General features: G+C 69.1%; 18 protein-coding genes. 13 read left to right on the top strand and 5 right to left on the bottom strand.

Annotated features, from left to right (window positions below; all coding sequences use genetic code 11):
• The first annotated feature begins 6 nt into the window (after positions 1 to 6).
• On the top strand, positions 7 to 168 hold the full coding sequence (locus tag ACZK5D_RS16525) for a helix-turn-helix domain-containing protein (protein ID WP_463666110.1): 162 nt from the start codon (positions 7 to 9) through the stop codon (positions 166 to 168).
• Between the two features lie 241 nt (positions 169 to 409).
• Here ACZK5D_RS16525 and ACZK5D_RS16520 read toward each other — a convergent pair whose 3' ends face one another.
• The 3 genes from ACZK5D_RS16520 to ACZK5D_RS16510 all read right to left on the bottom strand — a co-directional run bounded on the left by ACZK5D_RS16520 (position 410) and on the right by ACZK5D_RS16510 (position 3,607).
• Positions 410 to 1,312, bottom strand: a complete 903-nt coding sequence (locus tag ACZK5D_RS16520) for a carbohydrate ABC transporter permease (RefSeq protein WP_463666107.1) — start codon at positions 1,310 to 1,312, stop codon at positions 410 to 412.
• 1 nt (position 1,313) lies between these two features.
• Positions 1,314 to 2,204, bottom strand: a complete 891-nt coding sequence (locus ACZK5D_RS16515; RefSeq protein WP_463666109.1) for a carbohydrate ABC transporter permease — start codon at positions 2,202 to 2,204, stop codon at positions 1,314 to 1,316.
• 80 nt (positions 2,205 to 2,284) lie between these two features.
• A complete protein-coding gene (locus tag ACZK5D_RS16510; RefSeq protein ID WP_463666106.1) occupies positions 2,285 to 3,607 on the bottom strand; it encodes an extracellular solute-binding protein in 1,323 nt (440 codons plus the stop codon).
• 324 nt (positions 3,608 to 3,931) lie between these two features.
• Here ACZK5D_RS16510 and ACZK5D_RS16505 point away from each other — a divergent pair, with 324 nt between their 5' ends.
• The 4 genes from ACZK5D_RS16505 to ACZK5D_RS16490 are packed head-to-tail and all read left to right on the top strand — an operon-like array spanning position 3,932 to position 10,186.
• The gene (locus tag ACZK5D_RS16505) at positions 3,932 to 4,687 is read left to right on the top strand and encodes a DeoR/GlpR family DNA-binding transcription regulator (protein ID WP_463666105.1); all 756 of its coding nucleotides are present in this window, start codon (positions 3,932 to 3,934) and stop codon (positions 4,685 to 4,687) included.
• Positions 4,684 to 6,075: a 6-phospho-beta-glucosidase gene (locus ACZK5D_RS16500; protein WP_463666104.1), complete on the top strand. Its 1,392-nt coding sequence runs from the start codon at positions 4,684 to 4,686 to the stop codon at positions 6,073 to 6,075. The genes ACZK5D_RS16505 and ACZK5D_RS16500 overlap by 4 nt, the downstream gene beginning before the upstream one ends.
• Positions 6,075 to 9,173: an alpha-mannosidase gene (locus tag ACZK5D_RS16495; RefSeq protein ID WP_463666103.1), complete on the top strand. Its 3,099-nt coding sequence runs from the start codon at positions 6,075 to 6,077 to the stop codon at positions 9,171 to 9,173. Before ACZK5D_RS16500 ends, ACZK5D_RS16495 begins: the two co-directional genes overlap by 1 nt.
• Positions 9,170 to 10,186: an alkaline phosphatase family protein gene (locus tag ACZK5D_RS16490; protein WP_463666102.1), complete on the top strand. Its 1,017-nt coding sequence runs from the start codon at positions 9,170 to 9,172 to the stop codon at positions 10,184 to 10,186. Before ACZK5D_RS16495 ends, ACZK5D_RS16490 begins: the two co-directional genes overlap by 4 nt.
• Positions 10,187 to 10,197: 11 nt before the next feature.
• Here the strand turns inward: ACZK5D_RS16490 and ACZK5D_RS16485 are convergent, their stop codons facing one another.
• A complete protein-coding gene (locus ACZK5D_RS16485; protein WP_463666101.1) occupies positions 10,198 to 11,577 on the bottom strand; it encodes a metallophosphoesterase in 1,380 nt (459 codons plus the stop codon).
• Positions 11,574 to 12,536, bottom strand: a complete 963-nt coding sequence (locus ACZK5D_RS16480; RefSeq protein ID WP_463666100.1) for a carbohydrate kinase family protein — start codon at positions 12,534 to 12,536, stop codon at positions 11,574 to 11,576. Before ACZK5D_RS16480 ends, ACZK5D_RS16485 begins: the two co-directional genes overlap by 4 nt.
• A gap of 104 nt (positions 12,537 to 12,640) precedes the next feature.
• On the opposite strand from ACZK5D_RS16480, the gene ACZK5D_RS16475 reads away from it, so the two are divergent.
• The 8 genes from ACZK5D_RS16475 to ACZK5D_RS16440 form a co-directional block, all read left to right on the top strand.
• A complete protein-coding gene (locus tag ACZK5D_RS16475; protein ID WP_463666099.1) occupies positions 12,641 to 13,300 on the top strand; it encodes an HAD family hydrolase in 660 nt (219 codons plus the stop codon).
• The gene (locus ACZK5D_RS16470) at positions 13,297 to 14,820 is read left to right on the top strand and encodes a beta-N-acetylhexosaminidase (RefSeq protein WP_463666098.1); all 1,524 of its coding nucleotides are present in this window, start codon (positions 13,297 to 13,299) and stop codon (positions 14,818 to 14,820) included. Before ACZK5D_RS16475 ends, ACZK5D_RS16470 begins: the two co-directional genes overlap by 4 nt.
• Before the next feature lie 10 nt (positions 14,821 to 14,830).
• Positions 14,831 to 16,111 (top strand): glycoside hydrolase family 125 protein, encoded by a 1,281-nt coding sequence (locus ACZK5D_RS16465; RefSeq protein WP_463666097.1) that lies wholly within the window; start codon positions 14,831 to 14,833, stop codon positions 16,109 to 16,111.
• Positions 16,101 to 16,814 carry an MgtC/SapB family protein gene (locus ACZK5D_RS16460; RefSeq protein ID WP_463666096.1) on the top strand — a complete coding sequence of 238 codons (714 nt, stop codon included), beginning with the start codon at positions 16,101 to 16,103 and terminating at the stop codon, positions 16,812 to 16,814. Before ACZK5D_RS16465 ends, ACZK5D_RS16460 begins: the two co-directional genes overlap by 11 nt.
• Positions 16,815 to 16,864: 50 nt before the next feature.
• Positions 16,865 to 17,176, top strand: coding sequence for a transposase (locus tag ACZK5D_RS16455; RefSeq protein ID WP_463666095.1), 312 nt, complete (start codon positions 16,865 to 16,867; stop codon positions 17,174 to 17,176).
• A gap of 356 nt (positions 17,177 to 17,532) precedes the next feature.
• Positions 17,533 to 17,922 (top strand): transposase, encoded by a 390-nt coding sequence (locus ACZK5D_RS16450; RefSeq protein ID WP_463666094.1) that lies wholly within the window; start codon positions 17,533 to 17,535, stop codon positions 17,920 to 17,922.
• On the top strand, positions 17,837 to 18,892 hold the full coding sequence (locus ACZK5D_RS16445) for an IS256 family transposase (RefSeq protein ID WP_463666108.1): 1,056 nt from the start codon (positions 17,837 to 17,839) through the stop codon (positions 18,890 to 18,892). The genes ACZK5D_RS16450 and ACZK5D_RS16445 overlap by 86 nt, the downstream gene beginning before the upstream one ends.
• 274 nt (positions 18,893 to 19,166) lie before the next feature.
• Positions 19,167 to 20,029, top strand: an 863-nt coding sequence (locus ACZK5D_RS16440) for an IS110 family RNA-guided transposase (RefSeq protein ID WP_463666093.1), incomplete at its 3' end; no start/stop codon positions are given.

The following is a 20,029-nucleotide window of genomic DNA, read 5'->3' as shown; positions in this document are numbered from 1 at the left end:
CCACGCATCGACGACCTCCGTCCCCTCCGACACCTGCGAGGGCTCACCCTCACCCAGGCCGCCGAACACCTCGGAACCGTCCCCGCACGCATCAGCGAACTCGAACGCGGCACCCGCCTCAACATCCAACTCGCGAACGCCTACCGCGACTACCTCAACGCCGCTTGACATCCATAGGAGCATCAAGCTCGATGAGCGACGGCCGACGCCCGAAGTATCGTCGTCGAGCTTCTTGGGCTGCTCCTGTATCAACGCCGCAGCCTGCGTGATGACCTTCAGCGCATACTCGGGAACAGGATGGCCATTCGTATCACCAACAAGCCATGGGGGAAGGTGGCCCGGCCACAACAATGGCGACGGCGTGCCCATCGCCCAGGATGAGCACGCCGTCGTGGTCGGGGGAGAAGGATCAGCCCTTGACCGCACCCTCCGTGATGCCCGCCATGAACTGCTTGGCGCCGAGCGCGAAGATCAGCAGCAGCGGGATGACGGCGATCAGCGACGAGGCCATCAACATGCCGTAGTCGGTGCCGTGCGCGGTCTTGAGCTGGCTCAGCGCCACCTGAAGGGTCAGCTTCGCGGGGTCGTTGAGCACGATCAGCGGCCACATGAAGTCGTTCCACGCACCGATGAACGTGAACATGCCGAGGAACGCCAAGGCGGGGCGCATCGTGGGCAGCGCGACGTGCCAGTACTGCCGCAGGAACCCGCAGCCGTCGATGGTGGCGGCCTCCAGCAGCTCCTTGGGGAGCGCGTTGGTGGTGTACTGCCGCAGCCAGAACACGCCGAAGGCGCTTGCCAGGCTGGGGAAGATCAGGGCCTTGAGTTCGCCCACCCACCCGAGCTTGCTCATGAACAGGAACTGGGGGATGGTCGCCAACTGTGACGGCAACAGGAACGTGGCCAGCACAACACCGAAGAGGATGGTCTTGCCCGGGAAGTCGAACTTCGCGAACGAGAACGCCGCCAGCGAGGCGACCAACAGCACCAGGACGGTGACGCTCACGGCCACCACGAGCGTGTTGGACATCGCGCCCCAGATGTTGATGCGCTCCATGATCGAGCCGTAGTTGGTGGCCAGCTTGTCGCCCGGAGTCATGACGGGTGGGTACTGGTAGATGACCGCCGACTCGTGGGTGGACAGCACAAACATCCAGTAGAAGGGGAACAGCGACACGGCAGCGCCCAGGATGAGCGCCAAGTGGCGCGCGACCACCCCTCGCTTGGGTACCAGGCGACGACGTCGGCCGCCGGTCTCGATAGCGGCGCCGGCCAGGGCGGCGGGCACCGCCCGCGCATTCATCGAACTCATGTCAGCGCCTCTCCTTGCGTTCCTTGGTCACCAACCAGTTGATGGCGGAGAAGAACATCACCACGACGAACACGCCCCACGCGATGGTGGCGCCATAGCCGTAGCGGTTCTCCTGGAAGGCAACCGAATAGAAGTACAGAACCATGGTCAGGCCCGAGTTGCCCACGCCACCGGCCGACGCGGCCCCGGAGGACAGCGACGAGGTCAGCACCTGGGCCTCGGTGAAGCTCTGCAGTGAGCCGATCGTGGACATCAGGGTGATGAACAACACGATCGCCCGTAGCTGCGGCAGCGTGATGTGGAAGAAGGTGCGCCAGCCGTTGGCGCCGTCGAGGGCGGCAGATTCATACTGCGTCTTGTCGATCGCCTGGAGCCCCGCGAGGATCAGCAGGGCGTTGTAGCCGACGAAGGACCACGTGGTCAGCGCCGAGATGGCGATCTTGATGCCCCACTCGTTCTGCAGCCATGCCATGTTCTCGAACCCGAAGAGGTTGATGATCGCGTTGGCAATGCCGAACTGGCTGGAGAACAGCGAGCTGAACAGGATGCCCATGGCCACCATCGAGGTGACGTTGGGGATGAGGTAGATCACGCGGTAAGTCGTGGAGAAGCGCAGCGTGGAGTTCAGCATCAACGCCACGACGGTGGCGATCGTCAGCGTCGGCACCGTGCCCATGATCCAGAGGATGATGGTGTTCCACAGCGATTTGTAGAACAGCGGATCGGTCACCAGGTAGCGGAAGTTCTCGATCCCGATGAACTCGATGTCTCCGAGGCCCGTCCAGTTCGTGAACGCCAAGGCCATGGTGAATACCAGCGGCATCGCGCCGAACAGGAAGAAGAAGAAAAAGTAGGGCGATACCGCACCGTAGAGGGGCAGCGACTTCTTCACGCGCTGCCAGGTCGACAACGTGCGGTAGTTGCCGACCGGAGGGGAGATCTGGGCATCTCCCCTCCGGGTCGCTGTGACACTCATGCCACTGTCAGGCCGATCTGCTCAGCAAGACGCTTGGCCGCGGTGACGGCGTCGTCCCAAGCCTTCTGGGGGTCCTTGCCGGAGGCCTCGACGAGGTCGATCTCGGCGTAGAAGGGAGCGTTGACGGTGCTCTCCTGCGGATCCTGGAAGCGCGGCAGGATGGTCTCTGCCGCGTGGCCGAACACCTCTGCCGCCACCTGGCCGCCGAGGAACTCGACGGGGCCTGCGACCTCGGGCATATCGAACGAGGCGGGGGTGGCGGGGAAGTTGCCCTTGTCCTCGTACTCGTAAGCCTGGTTCTGCGCGTTGAGCAGGTAGCGGATGACCTCGAAGGATGCCTCCGGGTTGGCGGCGCCGTCGGGGATGGTGAGGAACGAGCCGCCGTTGTTGAAGGCCTCGCCCGGGTGCTCGCAGACGTGCCACTTGCCGGCGGTCTCGGGGGCGTCGACCATCAGGTCTGCGAGGTGCCAGGATGCGCCGAAGTCGGCGGGCAGGCGACCCTCGCTGACGGCGGCCGCGGTGTCGGCGGTGTTCGACTCGAGCGTGGCGACGACGCCCGCGTCCAGGGCCCTGACGGCCGTGTCCCAGGCGTTGCGGATGTGCTCCTGGTCACCGATGAAGGCGCCGGCCTGATCGATGAAGCCCATGCCGGTCTGCTGCCACACGGTGTCGAACAGGCCGCCGGCGTTGCGGATGAGGTAGGTGTCGGGCTTGGCTGCGAGCAGCTGCTTGCCCAGCTCGATGTACTCGTCCCAGGTGCGGATCGCAGCGGCGAGCTCCTTCGGATCCGACGGGAGGCCGGCCTCCTCGAAGATGTCGAAGCGGTAGAAGAGCGCGGTGGGGCCGATGTCGATCGGGATGCCCAGCTGCTTGCCGTCCTCGGTGGTGGCCTGGGCCCACTTGTACTCTAGGTAGTCGCCCTTGATGTCCTCGGCGCCCAGCGTGTTGAGGTCGACGAAGTACTTCGACTGGCTCTTGAAGAAGGCGATGTCCTCGCCCTTCACGCCGGTGATGTCCGGCAGGCCCGAGCCAGCGGTGAAGGTGGTGGTCAGCTTCTGCTTGAAATCGCCACCGATGACGTCCTGGCGCACCTTGTACTGCGGGAACTCGGCGGCGACGGCATCGAGCGCCTTCTTGCCGAAGCCCTCGGGCCAGGTCCAGAGGATCAGGTTCATCGTCTCCCCGGAGGCGGTGCTGCCCGAGCCGGCCGTGGAGCCCGTGCCTGGTGCCGCCGTCGAGCAGCCAACCAGGCCGCCGAGGGCGAGGGCGCCGAGGCCCGCGGCGCCGCCGTGGATGAGGGATCGTCGTGAAAGAGTCATGTTCGAACTCTCCTAGTTCGTGGGGTGCTGTTGCTGGGAGACCAGCCACGATCGGCCATTTCGAGCAAGAATGAGCAACTGCAGCAGCAGTGCTCTGAGGCTGCGGAGGCTGAGAAGGCCCCGGCGGGCTACATGCAGGCGTAGGCTGGTCATCGCCAGCTCCTGATGCCAATATGTAGTCTCACTACGGCTTTCATTCATCCTTGATCTACCTTGACCGTCGTCTTGGGATCAATGTAGCAACATTCACCCGAAAAGTGAAGAATCTTGATCGAGTTGTCCAAAAGCGAGCAATTCGAGCGAGTTTCGGGTAGCGTGTCATCCGTGTTGAAGACCGCCCGCCATCAAGCCCTGCTCCAGCTGCTCCAAGCTCGTGGGTCCGTCTCAGTGACGGATCTCTCCGAGGCCCTGCGCACCAGCCCCGCCACCGTGCGCCGCGACATCACGGAGATGGATGAGAAGGGCCTGGTGGAGCGCACCTGGGGTGGCGTGCGCCTCGTAGGCGACCTTGACGACCCTTTCCAGGAGGCGCTGGCCAGCCATGGCAAGGGCAAGCAGGCGATCGGGGAGGCGGCAGCGGCCCTCATTCCCGACGGCGCAACCGTCATCCTGGACGTGGGCACCACCGCCTACTACGTGGCGATGGCGCTTGAGGCTGAGGGGGTCACCGTCCTGACTGCCTCGCTGCCCACCTTCGAACTGCTGCGCGGCATGAAGAACATCGACCTGATCATGCTCGGTGGCCAATGGTCGGAGAGCTACCAGTGCTTCACCGGGGCGCAGGTCGTCGACGCGTTGGAGCGCCAACATGCCGAGTTCGCGTTCGTCGGGTGCTCCGGAGTTGCCGACAACGGGCGCGTGCGCGACAACTCGCAGTCGCAGAGCCTCGTGAAGCGGGCGATCCTCGAGGCCGCCACCACCAGCTACCTGCTCGCCGGCGCGGAGAAGTTCCCCGGGAAGGGCAGCAACTCGCCCTTCGACGTCGATGCGCTCGACGGCATCATCACCGACGCCACCACCCTCGCGCCGTCCCTCGTGGAGCGGTGCGCCACCCACCACACCGAAATCAGGACCGTATGAAGCTCACCATCCTGGGCGGCGGAGGATTCCGCGTCCCCCTCGTGTTCAAGGCACTCATCGCAGACGAGGCACCCGGGCGGGTGACCGAGTTGCGCCTCTACGACACCGACGCGACCCGACTCGAGGCCATCCGAGCGGTGCTCGACGAGCTGGCTGAGGCGGCAGAGCAGCCGCCAGCGCTCATCAGCACCACCGATCTGGGAGAGGCGCTCGAGGGCACCGACTTCATCTTCTCCGCCATCCGCGTGGGCGGCACCGGCGGGCGGGCGCTGGACGAGCAGATCGCCCTGTCGCACGGCGTCATCGGCCAGGAGACGGTGGGCGCGGGCGGCATCTCGTACGCGCTGCGCGGCATCCCCGCCGTCCTCGACATCATCAAGGCCGTGCAGCAGCACGCGCCCGAGGCCTACTTCATCAACTTCACCAACCCGGCAGGCGTCATCACCGAGGTGCTCCAACGCCACCTGGGTGAACGGGTGATCGGCATCTGCGACTCCCCGGTCGGGCTGGCCCGCCGCATCATCGACGTGCTGCGCGGCGCGGGGCTCGTGGCCGCGGACGTGCCCAACATCAGCGCGGGCAGCGAGCGCATCAAGCTCAAGTACGCCGGGCTCAACCACCTCGGCTGGCTCACCGCGCTCTACGTCGACGGCGAGGACGTGCTGCCGAAGCTGCTGGAGCGCCCCGACCTCATCGAGAGCTTCGAGGAGGGCCGCCTGTTCGGCGCCGAGCTCATCCAGGCGCTCCGTGCGGTGCCCAACGAGTACCTCCACTACTACTACTTCTCCCGCGAGGACTTCGCGATCGACTCCGTCTCCGACAAGACCCGGGGCCGCTTCCTCGCCGAGCAGCAGAAGCGCTTCTACGAGAAGGCCGGCGACGACGGCCTCACCCCCTACGAGCGGTGGGAGCGCACGCGCCTCGAGCGCGAAGAGACCTACATGGCCACCAACCGGGAGGCTGCGGGCAACTTCGAGCGCGACGAGTCGGATCTGGAGACCGGCGGCTACGACAAGGTGGCGCTGGCCATCATGCACGCCATCGCCAACGACATCCCCGCCGAGCTCATCCTCAACGTGGCCAACAACGGCATCCTGCCCGACCTGGCCGACGACGCCGTCGTGGAGATCCCCTGCCGGGTCGACGGCTCGGGCGTCACCCCGCTGCCCGATGCCGAGCTGCCCGAGCACGGCCGCGGCATGGTGGTCAACGCCAAGTACGTGGAGCACCGCACCATCGCCGCCGCCCTCAACCAGTCGCGCGTCGATGCGTTGCTGGCCCTCAGTCACCACCCCCTCGTCGACTCCTTCCACGTGGCCGAACAACTTCTCGACGACCTGGTGGCCGCATTCCCCGACGACCTCGCCTACCTCAAGGAGACGCCCTGATGCACGACAACCGTGAGCTCGTGGAGGAGCGCATCGAGAAACTCCGCGAGCGGGTTGCCGAGCGCGTCTACACCGTGCTCGATTCGCTGGACGTCAGCGCCTGGCAGGTGCCGGGCGAGCCGGTGCCCTTCGCCGAGGCGCTGGGGGCGCAGTACGAACCGTTCCCGGTCGACTCCCTCTGGGGCCCGGCTTGGTCCACCTGGTGGCTGAAGCTGCGCGGCCAGGTGCCCGCGGAGGCGCTCGGGCAGCGGGTGGAACTGCGCGTGGATCTGGGCTTCGTCGGCGACTGGGCCGGCAACCAGTCCGAGGGCATGGTCTACACCGCCGACGGTTGGCCCCTCAAGGCGGTCAACCCCATGAACCGCACCGTACCGCTGACCTTCGGGGCCCGCGCAGAGGAGCGCGCCCTCGTCGGGGCCGGCGGTGCGGTCGAGCTGTTCGTGGAGGCCGCCGCGAACCCGGACATGACGCTGGCGTTGGGGCGCGCCACGCAGGAGGGCGACACCCTCACCCGCTCCGAGCGCCCGGTGTGGCGCTTCGGCGGCGCGGAGCTGGTGCGCCGCGACGACGAGGTGTGGGGGCTGCACATCGACCTTGACGTGCTGGACGGCCTGATGCGGCAGCTGCCCTCGGATGCCACCTGGCGCGCCAGGTTGCTGCGGGGGCTGGAGGACGCCGCCGACGTGCTGGACGCCCAGGGCATCCCCGAGGGCGCGGCCCAGGCCCGCCTCCTGCTGGCGCCGCTGGTGGCCAGCGGCGCCGCGGGCTCCGCGCAGCAGATGACCGCCGTCGGGCACGCCCACATCGACACCGCGTGGCTGTGGCCGATCCGCGAGACCCGCCGCAAGATCGTGCGCACGTTCAGCAACGTGACGGCGCTGGCCGAGGAGTACCCGGAGTTCAGGTTCGCCAACTCCGCCCCGCAGCACCACCTGTGGGTCAAGGAGGACGCGCCCGAGGTGTATCGCCGGGTGCGGGCGGCCATGGAGCGCGGGCAGTGGCAGTTCGTCGGCGGCATGTGGATCGAGCCCGACGCCACGATGCCCAGCGGCGAGTCGCTGGCCCGCCAGTTCACCTCCGGCCTGCGCTTCATGCAGGACGAGTTCGGGGTGAGCACCGACTGCCTCTGGCTACCCGACTCGTTCGGCTACAGCGGCCAGCTTCCCCAGATCGCCCGCCTCGCCGGGATGCGCTGGTTCTTCACCCAGAAGCTCTCCTGGAACCGCACCAACAAGCTGCCTCACCACACGTTCTGGTGGGAGGGCATCGACGGCACCCGCATCTGGACCCACTTCCCGCCCTGCGACTCGTACGACACCATCGTCAGTGCCGAGGAGGTGCTGGGCGCCGAGCGCAACTTCAAGGAGAAGGGGCGCGCGAAGCAGTCGCTGCTGCCGTTCGGCTACGGCGACGGCGGCGGTGGCCCCGTGCGCGAGATGGTGGAGAGGGTCGCCAGGTTCGCCGACCTCGAGGGCGCGCCCGTGGTCACCCACGGCACCCCGGACGAGTTCGTGATGGCGGCCCGCGCGGAGTACGACCCCTCGGTGTGGACGGGCGAGCTCTACCTGGAGTTCCACCGCGGCATCTTCACCTCGCTCATCGACCTCAAGCAGGGCAACCGCCGCAGCGAGGCGGCCCTGCAGGCGGTCGAGTGGCTCTCCGCGGCCGCCGCGGAGCGCGGCTACCACTACCCGCACGAGCAGCTGGAGCTGCTGTGGCGCCGGGTCCTGGTGCTCCAGTTCCACGACATCCTGCCGGGCAGCTCCACCGCCTGGGTCAACCGTGAGGCCATCGAGGAGTACCGCGCGATCCTCGCCGAGCTGGAGCAGCTGTTCGCGGCCGCCTGGGCGGCGCTCTCTACCGCGGGCGGGCAGGGCATCGTCAACGCCTCCGACGTGGCGCAGCGCCAGGTGGTCGAGGTCGACGGCGGGCTCCGGCTGGTCAGCGTGCCCGCGCTCAGCTCGGCCGAGCTGGGGGCGGCCGAGGTCGCCGCGCAGCCCGTGACCGCCACCCGTGAGGACGGGCGCATCGTCCTGGCCAACGGACTGGTGCAGGTGCGCATCGACGCCGACGGCACCGTCGGCTCCATCGTGGATCTTGCCGCTGACCGGGAGGTGCTGCTGCCCGGCCGCAAGGCCAACCTGCTGCGCCTCCACCCGGACCATCCCAGCTGCTTCGATGCCTGGGAGCTTGAGGCGCAGTACCAGCGCGGCGGGCAGGATCTCACCGAGCTCGACGCCATCGAGCTCACCGTGCACGATCCGCTGCGCGCCGCCGTCGACGTCACCCGCAGCTTCGGCGACTCCACGGTGGTGCAGCGCATCTCGCTGGACGCCGGCTCCCGCGCGGTGGACTTCCGCGCGACGGTTCAGTGGCGCGAGCGCGAACACATCCTCAAGGTGTCGTTTCCGCTGGACGTGCGCGCCACGCACGCCGCCGCGGAGATGCAGTACGGCCACGTTGAGCGGCCGGTCGCCGTCAACACTTCGTGGGACGACGCCAGGTTCGAGACCTGCGGGCACCGCTGGCTGCAGCTGCGCGAGCCCGGCTACGCCGTGACGCTCGCCACCGACTCCGGCTACGGCCACGACGTCACCGCCGCCGGCGGCTCGGAGGCCACCGCCACCAGCGGGGTCGACGCCAGGCTCAGCCTGCTGCGCGCGCCCAACTCGCCGGATCCCGCCGCGGATCTGGGGCTCCACACGCTGCGCTACAGCCTCACCGTCGGCACCGACCTGGCGGCAGCCCATGCCGCCGGGCTTCGGCTGAACCAGCCGCTGCGCGTGGTCGACGGTGTCGCGGATCTCGCGGCCCCGGTGCGGCTCACCGGCCGCGACCCTGTCTCGCTGGCGGTGATCGACGCCATCAAGCCGGCCTTCGACGGCTCGGGCGACCTCATCGTCCGGCTGCACGAGGCCGCAGGCGCCCGGAGTCGCCTGCGGCTCACCTTGGCCGAGGCGGCGAGGATCGAGGAGGTCGACCTCCTCGAAGAGCCAGCCGAAGCCACCCAGTCGCTACCCGATGCCAGCGTGGACGAGGTGGGGTTGCAGCTGCGACCCTTCCAGATCCTCACGCTGCGCCTCAGGAGGAACAGGTGAAGCTCCTGCTCGTCTGCATCGACGGTGTGCGCGCCGACCTGGCGCTGCCCGAGGCGGTGGCAGCCGACCCCGGCTTCACCGCCCCGGACCACCCATCGGATGACCGCTTCAGCGTCGGCGCGCCCGATGCCACCTTGCCCCCGCAGCAGGCCGGCTCTTTCGGCACGTTGGCGCCCACCCTGCAGCGGCTGGCGCGCGGGGATGGGCGCTCCGAGGGGCGCATCGTGCCGATGTGGATGACCCCGCCGACGGATTCAGGCCCGGGGTGGGCGTCCATCCTCACCGGCTCCACCCACGAGCAGTGCAATGTCTGGTGGAACGAGTTCGTGGGCCATGATTTGGCGCGCCGCCCGGATCTGCTCTCGCGCGTGTTCTTCGCCAACCCCGCCGCCCGGACGATGGTGGCCACCACCTGGGACGCGTTCGTCCAGGCGCCCGGCCCGATCCTGCAGCAGCGGGTGGACCAGCAGCGCACCGGCCAGCACCAGGTGTTCCACCCCGACCCGCGCGGCGGCATCGCCGCAGCTGATGCCGCCGGCGCCCAGTGGGCCGCGTGGAAGCTCCTGCACGAGGGCCCCGACGCCTCGGTGGTGTACTTCGAGGGGGTGGACGCGGCCGGCCACGAGCACGGCGCAGACTCAGCCGAGTACCGCGACGCCATCCGGCAGGCCGACGAACTGACCCGCCACCTGGTCAAGGCGGTCGCCGAGCGGCACGAGCAGCTCGGGGAGGATTGGCTGATTGCGGTGACCACCGATCACGGCCACAAGCCGGAAGGCGGCCACGGCGAGGACGAGGTGGAGGTGCGCCGCAGCTTCCTGATCACGCACCGCGTGGGGCAACCGCTGCCCGCGGTGCTGCGGGAGGCGGGGGTGCTGCGCTCCGAGCAGGTGATGGGGCTGCTCCTGGACGCGCTCGGCGTGACCCAGGGCTCCTGGGACGCCGATGGCGTCGGCGTGCTGCGTGACATCGAGCAGATGGGCCCCACCCGCAACCTCTCGTTCGAGTGGTGAGCGGCTGAGCCCTACGCCCAGGCGCGCAGGCGGGTGACGGTGCCGCCGAACCGGTCGGTCTCGCGCCCCTCGTACTCGCCGGCCCCGAGCCGCCAACGCCACGGGCCGGGCAGCAACTCGGCTGCGAGGTTGGCCTCGGTGCGGCCCACGGGGTCGCCGTCGACCCAGACGCCCGGGCGCCGACCGTTGGCCAGCACCACCGTCACGCTGGCGCCCGGCTGGTACTCGTGCGAGGTGGCCCACGTCTCGCCTGCGCGGGTGAACGCCATCCAGCCGAGGAAGTTCTCCGACGACAAGCTCAGTGCCGCCAGCGGCTCGGGCGACCCTGGGGTGGAGCCGAGCCGGGCGAGCGCCACCTGCCAGCCCCTCGGCATCGCCGGCGGCAGCGTGAGCTGGGCCTCCAGCACGAACTCGTCGGGCAGGTCAAGGTCGAACTCGAACGGGGTCTCCTGCCCGTGCAGATCCGCCCTCAGCGTGAGCCCCGCCGCTTGCCAGGGGCGCTCCAGCCCGCCCAGCGTGCGGGGCAGGGTGAACGCGAACTGGTCCTCGGCCCGGCCCAGCGCCAGCCGACGGCGTGCCTCGACGGAGCCGATCAGCTCGGGCCGGTGGAGCGCGGGGCACAGCGAGATGACCTGGCACTGCCCGCGCGCCGGATCGACCTCGTAGAGGCGCGCGGCGCCGGCACCGCCGAACGGCAGCTCCTGATAGTTGACGGTGTGGAACTCGCGCCCGGCTAGGGTGACGCGGGTGCTGGGCCACTCGTGGCCGCTGAGCACGAGGAACACCTGGGGATGCGGTTCGAGTGCCTCGTTCAGCCGGGCGCCGTGCGGGGTGAGTGCCCCGTCGTGGGCGCTCTCGTGGCTGACCACCACCGTGGGGAGGTGGGCGTGCGCGGTGAGGAGGTCGTCGGCCCACCGCCAGCCCTCGACCGACGGGCGCCAATCCAGGGCCAGCACGCCCAGCTCGCCGCCGTCGGGCAGCGTGAGCACGCGCCACGAGGAGTAGCCGCCCGGGCCGTGCAGCACGGCGCCCGCATGGCGCCCGTCGAGCAGCGCGCAGCCGGGGCCGAAGGCCGCCCCGAAGGGGGTGGGGCCGCGGGTGTCGTCGGAGTGGTGCGCCACGTCGTGGTTTCCGGTGGCCACCGTGACGGCGACGCCGCCCAGCAGCTCCCGGCCCGCGCGCAGCACGGGCGTGGCCGCGGCGGCCTCGTCGGCCCAGCCGTGCTCGGTGACGTCGCCCACGTGCACGACGTGGCGCACGGGGGCCACCGCGCCCGCCTCGACGAGGCGGTGGACGTGCCGAAAGGTCTCGGCGAGCAGCTCGGGGCGCTGGCGCCCGCCGTCGAACAGGTACTGCGTGTCGCCGATCACCAGCAGCGAGAAGGCGCTCATCCGCGCCCCAGCAGCGCCCGCACGTGCGGGAGGCGCGGGTCCTCGCCGTGCGCGGCGAGGGCGATCAGCTCGTCGATGGTGGGCGGGGTGGCGGCGCCGCCCGGGGAGGCGAGCACGGCGCTGGCGATGAAGGCCGCCAGCATCAGGTGCTCCCCGAGCGTGGCCCCTGGGTGGCTGCGGGCGAAGCAGAGCGCAGCCAGGGTGGAGTCGCCGGCGCCGGTGGTGCTGCGCGGTGTCACGGGGAAGGCGGCGGTGGATGTGGTCTCGCCCGTGGTGGCGTCGGCGGCGACCATGCCGGCCGGCCCGCGGGTCACCACCACCAGCGGCACGCGCTGCGCAAGCTGCCGGGCGGCCGCGAGAGGGTCGTCGAGCCCCGTGAAGGCCTTGGCCTCGAGATCGTTGAGCATCCACACGTCGGTGCCGCCGAGCCCCGCGAGAGCGTCGTCGCCCCATTGCTCGGTGGGGTCGAAGCCGCGCGAGGCGAACACCGTCGAGCCCTGGGCGCGGGCCCGCTGGAGCCACGGGGCGGCGGGGTCGCGCAGGTCGACGATGATGGAGCCGGCCCGCAGGTCGGCGCCGTCGAGGTGGGCGGCGACGTCGACCGGGAGCAGGTCCTCGACGGTGAGCATGGCCCTGTCGCCCGGCAGCGACATCGCGGCGGTGACCGGGAGTCGCCAGCCGTCGTGGCGCCGGGTGAGTGAGGTGTCGATGCCGGCCGCGGCCATGTCGTCGAGCAGTCGTGTGCTGGCGTCGTCGGAGCCGACGGCGGTGCCCAGCGCGGTGTTCATCCCGAGCGCGCCGCACACCCGGGCCATGGTGGCGATGCCGCCCCACATCTCGTGGAGATCCTGCGCGTAGCGTTCCTCGCCGGGGCGGGGGAGGGCCTCGACGCCGGTGAAGATCAGATCCCGGTAGGTGAGGCCGACGGTGAGGACATCGACGCAGAGTTGACCGGACATAGCCATGAATCTACCTCCTAGAGTCGATAAAATAAGCAAAGTTGAGCGATGTGGTCAAAAATAATCACAAATGGGTATGCTGGGCGCTTCTGAGATGGAGGAATATGCCTGAGCCCCAGACCCGTCAACTGCCGGCGCGCATCGGCGCGGTGCTCTTCGACATGGACAACACGTTGGTGGCGTCGGAGGACGCGTGGTTTGCCGCCTCCCGCAAGCTGTGGGAGGACGCCGGGGCGGATTCCACCGGTAAGGGCATCCTGGGCGGCACCGTCTACGACGTGGTCGACGCGTATCTGCTCGACTTCCCGGGCTCCGACCGCGACGAGCTCTCGCAGCGGCTGATCAGCACCCTGGGGGTGGCACTCGCCGAAGGCGTGCGCCCCACGGCCGGGGCGCTCGACCTCATCGGGCGGCTCAGCGCGCGGCTGCCGATCACCATCGCGTCCAACTCGCCGTCGGTCATCGTGCAGCAGGTCGTCGCGGCGTTGCGCTGGCAGAGCATGTTCACAGCTGCGCTCGGCACCGAGGACGTGGCCAACCCCAAGCCCGCGCCGGATCTCTACACGACGGCGGCGCTGCGTTGCGGCGTCGACATTGCTGACTGCGTGATCTTCGAGGACTCGCCCATGGGTGCCGCTGCGGCCCGCGCCGCGGGCGCGTACCTCGTGACGATCGGCCCCGAGGCGGCCCACCTGGGCGACCTCAACGTCGCCGATCTCACCGACCCGCGCATTCTCAACTGGCACCCGGAGGTCATCCGATGAGACTGCTTCCCACACCCACCGATGTCGCATGGGGCGAGGGCTCCTACGCCCTGCCCAACCCACTGCCGGTACGTGGCGGCGGCCGCGCCGCCGAGGTGCTGGCGCATCGCCTCGGCACCGCCGCCGGCGTGCGCACCACCCCCGACGGCGTGGGCGGGGTCACGTTCCGCACCGACGCCGCCCTGCCCCCCGAGGGCTACCGTCTCGTGGTGGGGCCGGAGGGCGTCACCGTCGACTCGGCCGATGACGCCGGCGCAGGGTGGGCCGTCCAGACCCTCCTGCAGCTGTTGCCCGCCCAGGTTCACGGCCCGGGCCCCATGGAGCCGGCAGATCTGGTGGCGCCCGCCGTCGAGATCCACGACGAGCCCGCCTTCGGCTGGCGGGGTTCCCACCTCGACGTGGCGCGCCACTTCCTGCCCATCGACGGCCTGCTGAAGCACCTCGACGTGATGGCCGCGCACAAGCTCAACGTCTTGCACCTGCACCTCACCGACGACCAGGGCTGGCGCCTGCCCGTGGCCGGCTTCCCGGAGCTCACCGAGGTCGCCGCCTGGCGCCCCGGCACGCTCGCGGGCCACCAGCCCCCGTGGGAGGGGCGACCCAACGACGACGTCGCCGAGCACGACGGCCGCCCGCACGGGGGCAGCTACACGGCAGACGAGCTGCGGCTCCTCGTGGAGCGCGCCACACAGCTGGGCATCACCGTCATGCCGGAGGTCGACATGCCCGGCCACATGGAGGCCGTACTGGCCGCCTACCCGCATCTTGGTGCCTGCCGCCACGTGAGCCACCCGCGCACCGCCTTCGGCATCTCGCACCACGTGCTGCAGCTCTCCGATGCGGCCGTCCAGTTCTGCAAGGACGTCCTCGACGCCACCATGGAGCTGTTCCCCGGCTCGCCCATCCACATCGGCGGCGACGAGTGCCCCGCCGAAGAGTGGTTCGACGATCCGGTCTCGCTCGCCACCATGAAGCGGCACGGCCTGACCACAGGGGCGCAGGCCCAGGCGTGGTTCGAGCAGCAGATCTGCCAGCACGTACTGGCCGCCGGGCGCCGGGTCGTCGCGTGGGACGAGGTGCTCGAGATGGGTGCCCCCGAGGGCGTCACGGTGATGGTGTGGCGCGACCAGATGGCGCTCGCCGAGGCCGCTGAGCAGGGCTTCGACGTGATCGCCGCCCCCCAGCGCTACACCTACTTCGACTACTCGCAGTACGAGCACGGCCAGCCCCTCAGCATCGCGGGCCCCCTCACCCTTGAGCAGACCACCGGGTTGGCCGGCGAGATGCGGCTGGAGGGTGGGCAGGAGCTCCTCATCGGCGGCCAGTTCCAACTGTGGACCGAGTATGTGCGGGGCTGGGAGCGCGCCGAGTACCAGCTGTGGCCGCGCGGCAGCAGCATCGCCCAACAACTCTGGGCCGGGGACGCCGCCGACGCGGGCTCGCTCGCCGGCCTCGGCCCTCACCTCCAGCGCCTCACCGCCATGCAGCTCAACTGGTGCCGCGCCCCGCAGACCGACTGAAAGGCCCCCAATGCGTGCCATCACCAACCCCGCCGGCCCGGAACTGACAGCAGCCATCGGCCGGTGGGTCGAACGCATCGAGGCCGAGCTCGGCCCGGTGGCCGCTGAACGGTTCTCCGCGATGATGCTCGACACCTGGAGCACCACCATGACCCCAGGGGAGCGTGGGGTGTTCGTGATCACCGGCGACATCCCCGCGATGTGGCTGCGCGACTCCTCCGCCCAGGTGCTCCCGTTCCTGCGGCTGGTGGAGGTGCCCCAGGTCGCCGACGTGCTGCGCGGCATCGTCGAGCGCCAATGGGCCTGCATCGCCCTGGACCCCTACGCCAACGCCTTCAACGACGACCCCACCGGAGCGCACTTTGCCCAGGAGGATCTCGACCTCGACCCGGGGGTGTGGGAGCGCAAGTACGAGATCGACTCGCTGGGCTTCGCCGTCGACCTGGCCGCACGGCTCTGGGCGGCCACCGGGGACGATCGACACCTTGGCCCCGCCGTCCAGCAGGGTTGCCGCACCATCGTCGAGCTCTGGCGCACCGAACAGCACCATGCCGACAGGTCCGAGTACCGCCACGTCCGCGATTCCGAGCCCGGCGACACCCTCGGCCCCGACGGCCGCGGCACCCCGGTCGCCTACAGCGGGATGACGTGGAGCGGCTTTCGGCCCTCCGACGACGCCTGCATGTTCGGCTACAACATTCCCGCGCAACTGATGGCGGTGCGCGCGCTGCGCCAGATCGGCGAGTTCGCCGAGCACTGGGGCGACGCGTACCTCGGCGCCGACGCGGCCGCGCTGGCCGCCGAGATCGGCGCCGGCGTCGAGGAGCACGGTGTCGTCGACGGGCGCTTCGCCTACGAGGTCGACGCGCTGGGCGGGCGCCTCTTCATGGACGACGCCAACATGCCTTCGCTGCTGTCGCTGCCGCTGACCTCCGACATCGACGCCGACGATCCCCGCTACCGGGCCACCCGCTCTTGGGTGCTCAGCCCGGAGAACCCGTTCTTCTTCCGGGGCCAGGCGGCCGAGGGGATCGGAAGCCCCCACACGCCGCCACGCTACGTGTGGCACATCGCGTTGGCCGTGCAGGGCCTCACCGCAGCTGGGCCGGCCGAGGCTCGCTCCTGCCTGGAGACGATCCTCGCCACCGACGGCGGCACGGGCTGGACCCACGAGGGTTTCGACGTCGACGATCCCTACCGTTTCACCCGGCCCTGGTTCAGTTGGTCCAACTCCATGGCCTGCGAGCTCATGATGAGCATCGCGCAAGGAGGCGCACACGATGCTGCTTGAAGTGACACTGTTCGACTGGAGCGTGGTGCCGCACCAGCTGATGCTGGTGAGCATCGCGTTCGGGCTGTGCGTGCTGATCGGCTGGGAGCGCCAGTTCTTCCACAAGGCCGCGGGGATCCGCACGCACGCGCTGGTCGGCTTGGGAAGCTCGGTGTTCACGCTGATCTCGGTGGAGGGTTTCATCTACCTGGCCGAGTACCAGGTGACCCGCGACCCCTCCCGGATCGCCGCCCAGATCGTCTCCGGCATCGGCTTCCTCGGCGCCGGCGTGATCTTCGTCAACCGTGACGTGGTGAGGGGGCTCACCACCGCGGCCTCCATCTGGCTGGCCGCCGCCATCGGCATGGCCTGCGGCGCCGGCCTGCTGCCGCTGGCCGTGTTCGCCACGGCGCTGCATTTCGTGGCGGTGCTGGTCGTCGCGCCGCTGGGAAGGCTCCTTCCCCAGGCGGGCGAGCGCACGCTGATGGAGGTCACCTACGAGGACGGCCGCGGCGTGATGCGCGCGCTGCTCGCCGAGGCGACCGCCGTGGGGTGCGAGACGACTCTGATCTCCACCCACGCCGAGGAGAGCGATGGCAAGCGGCTGATTCGCGCCCAGATGCGCTTCCGGCAGGGGCCCCCGCTTCGTGATCTGATGGCCCAACTGTCGGATCTCCCGGGAGTGGTCGCCATCGAGATGGCCAACGCCCGCGACGAACTCTAGAGCGCCCTAGGTTCTCTGCCGCATCCTTGTGAGTTGAAAGGATGTTGTTCATGCCGAAGAGGATCGATGTGAAGGTCAAGGAGCGCTGCGTGCGGCTGGTGCTTGACCATCCGGCGGAGTACCCGTCGTTGACGGCTGCGGCCCAAGCCGTGGCCCGCCGGGAAGGGGTGGGGAAGGAGTCGGTGCGCCGGTGGGTGGTCCAGGCCCAGGTCGATGGCGGTCAACGCCAGGGTGTCACGAGTGAGGAGCTGGACCAGATCAAGCAGCGGAAGGCCAGGGTGCGCCGGTTGGAGGAGGACAACGAGATCCTGCGTCGGGCCTCGATTTTCTTCGCGGGGGAACTCGACCCCCGCACTCGTTGATCGTCGCCTTCGTTGACGAGATGCGCAGTCTGGGGCACACGGTCGAGTCGGTCTGCAGGGTCCTGTCCGAGCAGGGCAGTCAGGTCGCCGTGCGTTCCTACCGGGCGTGGAAGCAGCCCGACCGGCCGGTCGCGGCGCGGACGGTCAGCGACGCGGTGGTCCTCGACACGGTCCGTGACCTGGCCTGGACGGTGGATGATCAGGGCCGGCGTCGGCTGGCGCCGGAGGGGTTGTACGGGCGATGCGGGCCCTGGGTCTGGCCGGTGTCCGCCGGGCCAGCCAAGGGGATCCGGACCACGATCCGAGGGTGTCAGATGGTTTGTGTAAGGGGTTGCTCCTGACACGAAAGCAGAATGATGACCGTGATAGACAAACTTGACCGTGAAGACCGGCGACGTGCGCAGCGTGAGGGTGTGGCCGCGTTGGAGGCCTCCGGGGCTCTGGAGGACTTGTATGCCCGCATCGACGCCGGCGATGTCCAGTTGGAGGGCCGTGACGGGCTGATCCAGCAATCGATCAAGGCCGGCCTCGAGCGAGGCCTCCAGGCCGAACTCGCCGACCACCTCGGCTACGACAAGGGCGACGCCGAAGCCTCGATGTTCCCGAACTCGCGCAACGGGTCGTACCCGAAGACGGTGGCCACCAGCATCGGCGACGTCGATCTGGCGATCCCCCGCGATCGGGACGGCTCCGTTTACCCCGATGCTGGTCCCGAAGGGCTCCAGGCGCCTGTCAGGCCTCGATGACATGATCATCAGCTTGTATGCGGGCGGGATGACGATCCGCGACATCGAGCACCACCTCGTCTCGACCATCGGGACCGAGATCTCGAGGGAGACGATCTCGAAGATCACCGACGAAGCCGCCGACGAGGTGATGATCTGGCAGCAGCGGCCGCTGGAGGCGTTCTACCCGGTGATCTACCTCGACGCTCTGATCGTGAAGGTCCGCGACGGCGCCCACGTACGCAACAAGGCCGCTCACATCGCCGTCGGCGTCGACATGGACGGGATCAAACACGTCCTGGGGATCTGGATCCAGGCCACCGAAGGGGCGAAGTTCTGGGCCGGGGTCTGCGCGCAGCTCGCCAACCGCGGCGTCCGTGACGTCCTGATCGTGTGCTGCGACGGGCTGACCGGCTTCCCCGAGGCCGTCGAGGCCACCTGGCCCCAGTCGACCGTTCAGACATGCGTGGTCCACCTGATCCGCTCCGCGATGCGATTCGTCAACTACAAGGACCGCAAGCAGATGGCGGCGGCGCTAAAGCCGATCTACCAGGCCCCTGATGAGACCGCCGCCAGAGCAGAGCTGGATGCCTTCGCCGCCTCCGAGCTCGGCCGCACCAACCCGAACACGGTACGCGTGTTCACCGACGCCTGGACCCGATTCGTTCCCTTCCTCGCGTTCCCGCCGATGCTGCGCCGCGTGATCTACACCACCAACGCCATCGAATCCCTGAACTACCAACTGAGGAAAGTCACGAAGAACCGCGGACACTTCCCCTCCGACGAGGCCGCCGTCAAACTGCTGTGGCTGGCGATCTGCAACATCGAAGACAAGCGGGCCCGCGACCGCGCCAAGGAGAAAGGACGCAAGAAGGGACAGAAACGCAACGCCGAAGGCCGCCTCGTCGAGGGGCAGGTCACCACGAACTGGAAACAGGCCCTCGCCCAACTCGCGATCGCCTACCCCGACCGGATCAACCCCTACCTCTAACCCACCCGGAGACCGAACTCCTTACACAAACAACTTGACGTAGAGGATGTAGGTACTCCCCGGCAAGGGGGCGTGTGACCCGAAACTTGACTGGCGACCCGCAGGGTCTGCCCTTGATCTGAACCGTCCACGACCTCTTGCCGGTGGGGTGACCGACGAGGAGCGCCGGTCGAAGGCCTTGCATGACTTCATATGAGCCTGGAGAGCCCCATCAACGTCTTGTCTGCCCGGCCCCCGACCGGCGTGCCTACCATCAGGAAGGCACGCCACCATCATGACAACAACAACCATCGACCGCGACACGAGCATCGCTGTCGTTGCTGGTGTCGACACACACAAGGACACCCATCACGTCGCGGTGCTCGAGGCCGGCACCGGTGCCCGGCTCGGGGACCTGCAAGTGCCCGCGACACCAGCCGGGTACGAGCGGCTGCTCGGGTTCATCGCATCGTTTGGGGTGATCGCGCTGGTCGGCATCGAAGGCACGAACTCCTACGGCGCGGGCCTGGCCCGCTACCTCGCCGCCGCGGATGTCACGATCCGTGAGGTGATCCGCCCCAAGAGGGCGCAACGACGCCGCGGGAAGTCCGACCCGATCGACGCCTACGCTGCCGCTCAGCAGGCCCTCGCCGAGCCCGACATGCTGCCGATCGCGAAGACCAGCGACGGGCCAGTCGAGCAGATCCGGGTGCTGATGGCCGTGCGCCGCAGCGCGATGAAGGCCCGCATCGCCGCGCATCGACAGATCACATCCCTGCTGGCCATCGCCCCCGACGCCATCCGGACCCGCTTCGCCACCCTCGACGGCGATGCCTTGATCGACACCCTCGCCGCCACCCGTCCCGGACCCGCCGTCGACACCGTCAGTGCGGCCACCGGGCAAGCGCTACGCCGACTGGCACGGCGCCATCAGAACCTCACCGCGGAGATCACCGAGATCGACGCCGAGCTACGCGTCCTGACCACCCAGTCCGCGCCCACAATGCTCGCCACCAAAGGGTTCGGCATCGTCACCACCGCAACCTTGCTGATCACCGCGGGAGACAACCCCGACCGGCTCCGCACAGAAGCATCCTTCGCCGCACTCTGCGGAGCCGCCCCGATCCCCGCCAGCTCCGGGAAAACGACCCGGCACCG

The sequence above is a fragment of the Tessaracoccus yangjingae genome, assembly GCF_055326235.1.
Note: the sequence above shows the minus strand (reverse complement) of the source record. Positions and strands in the feature narration are given on the sequence as shown.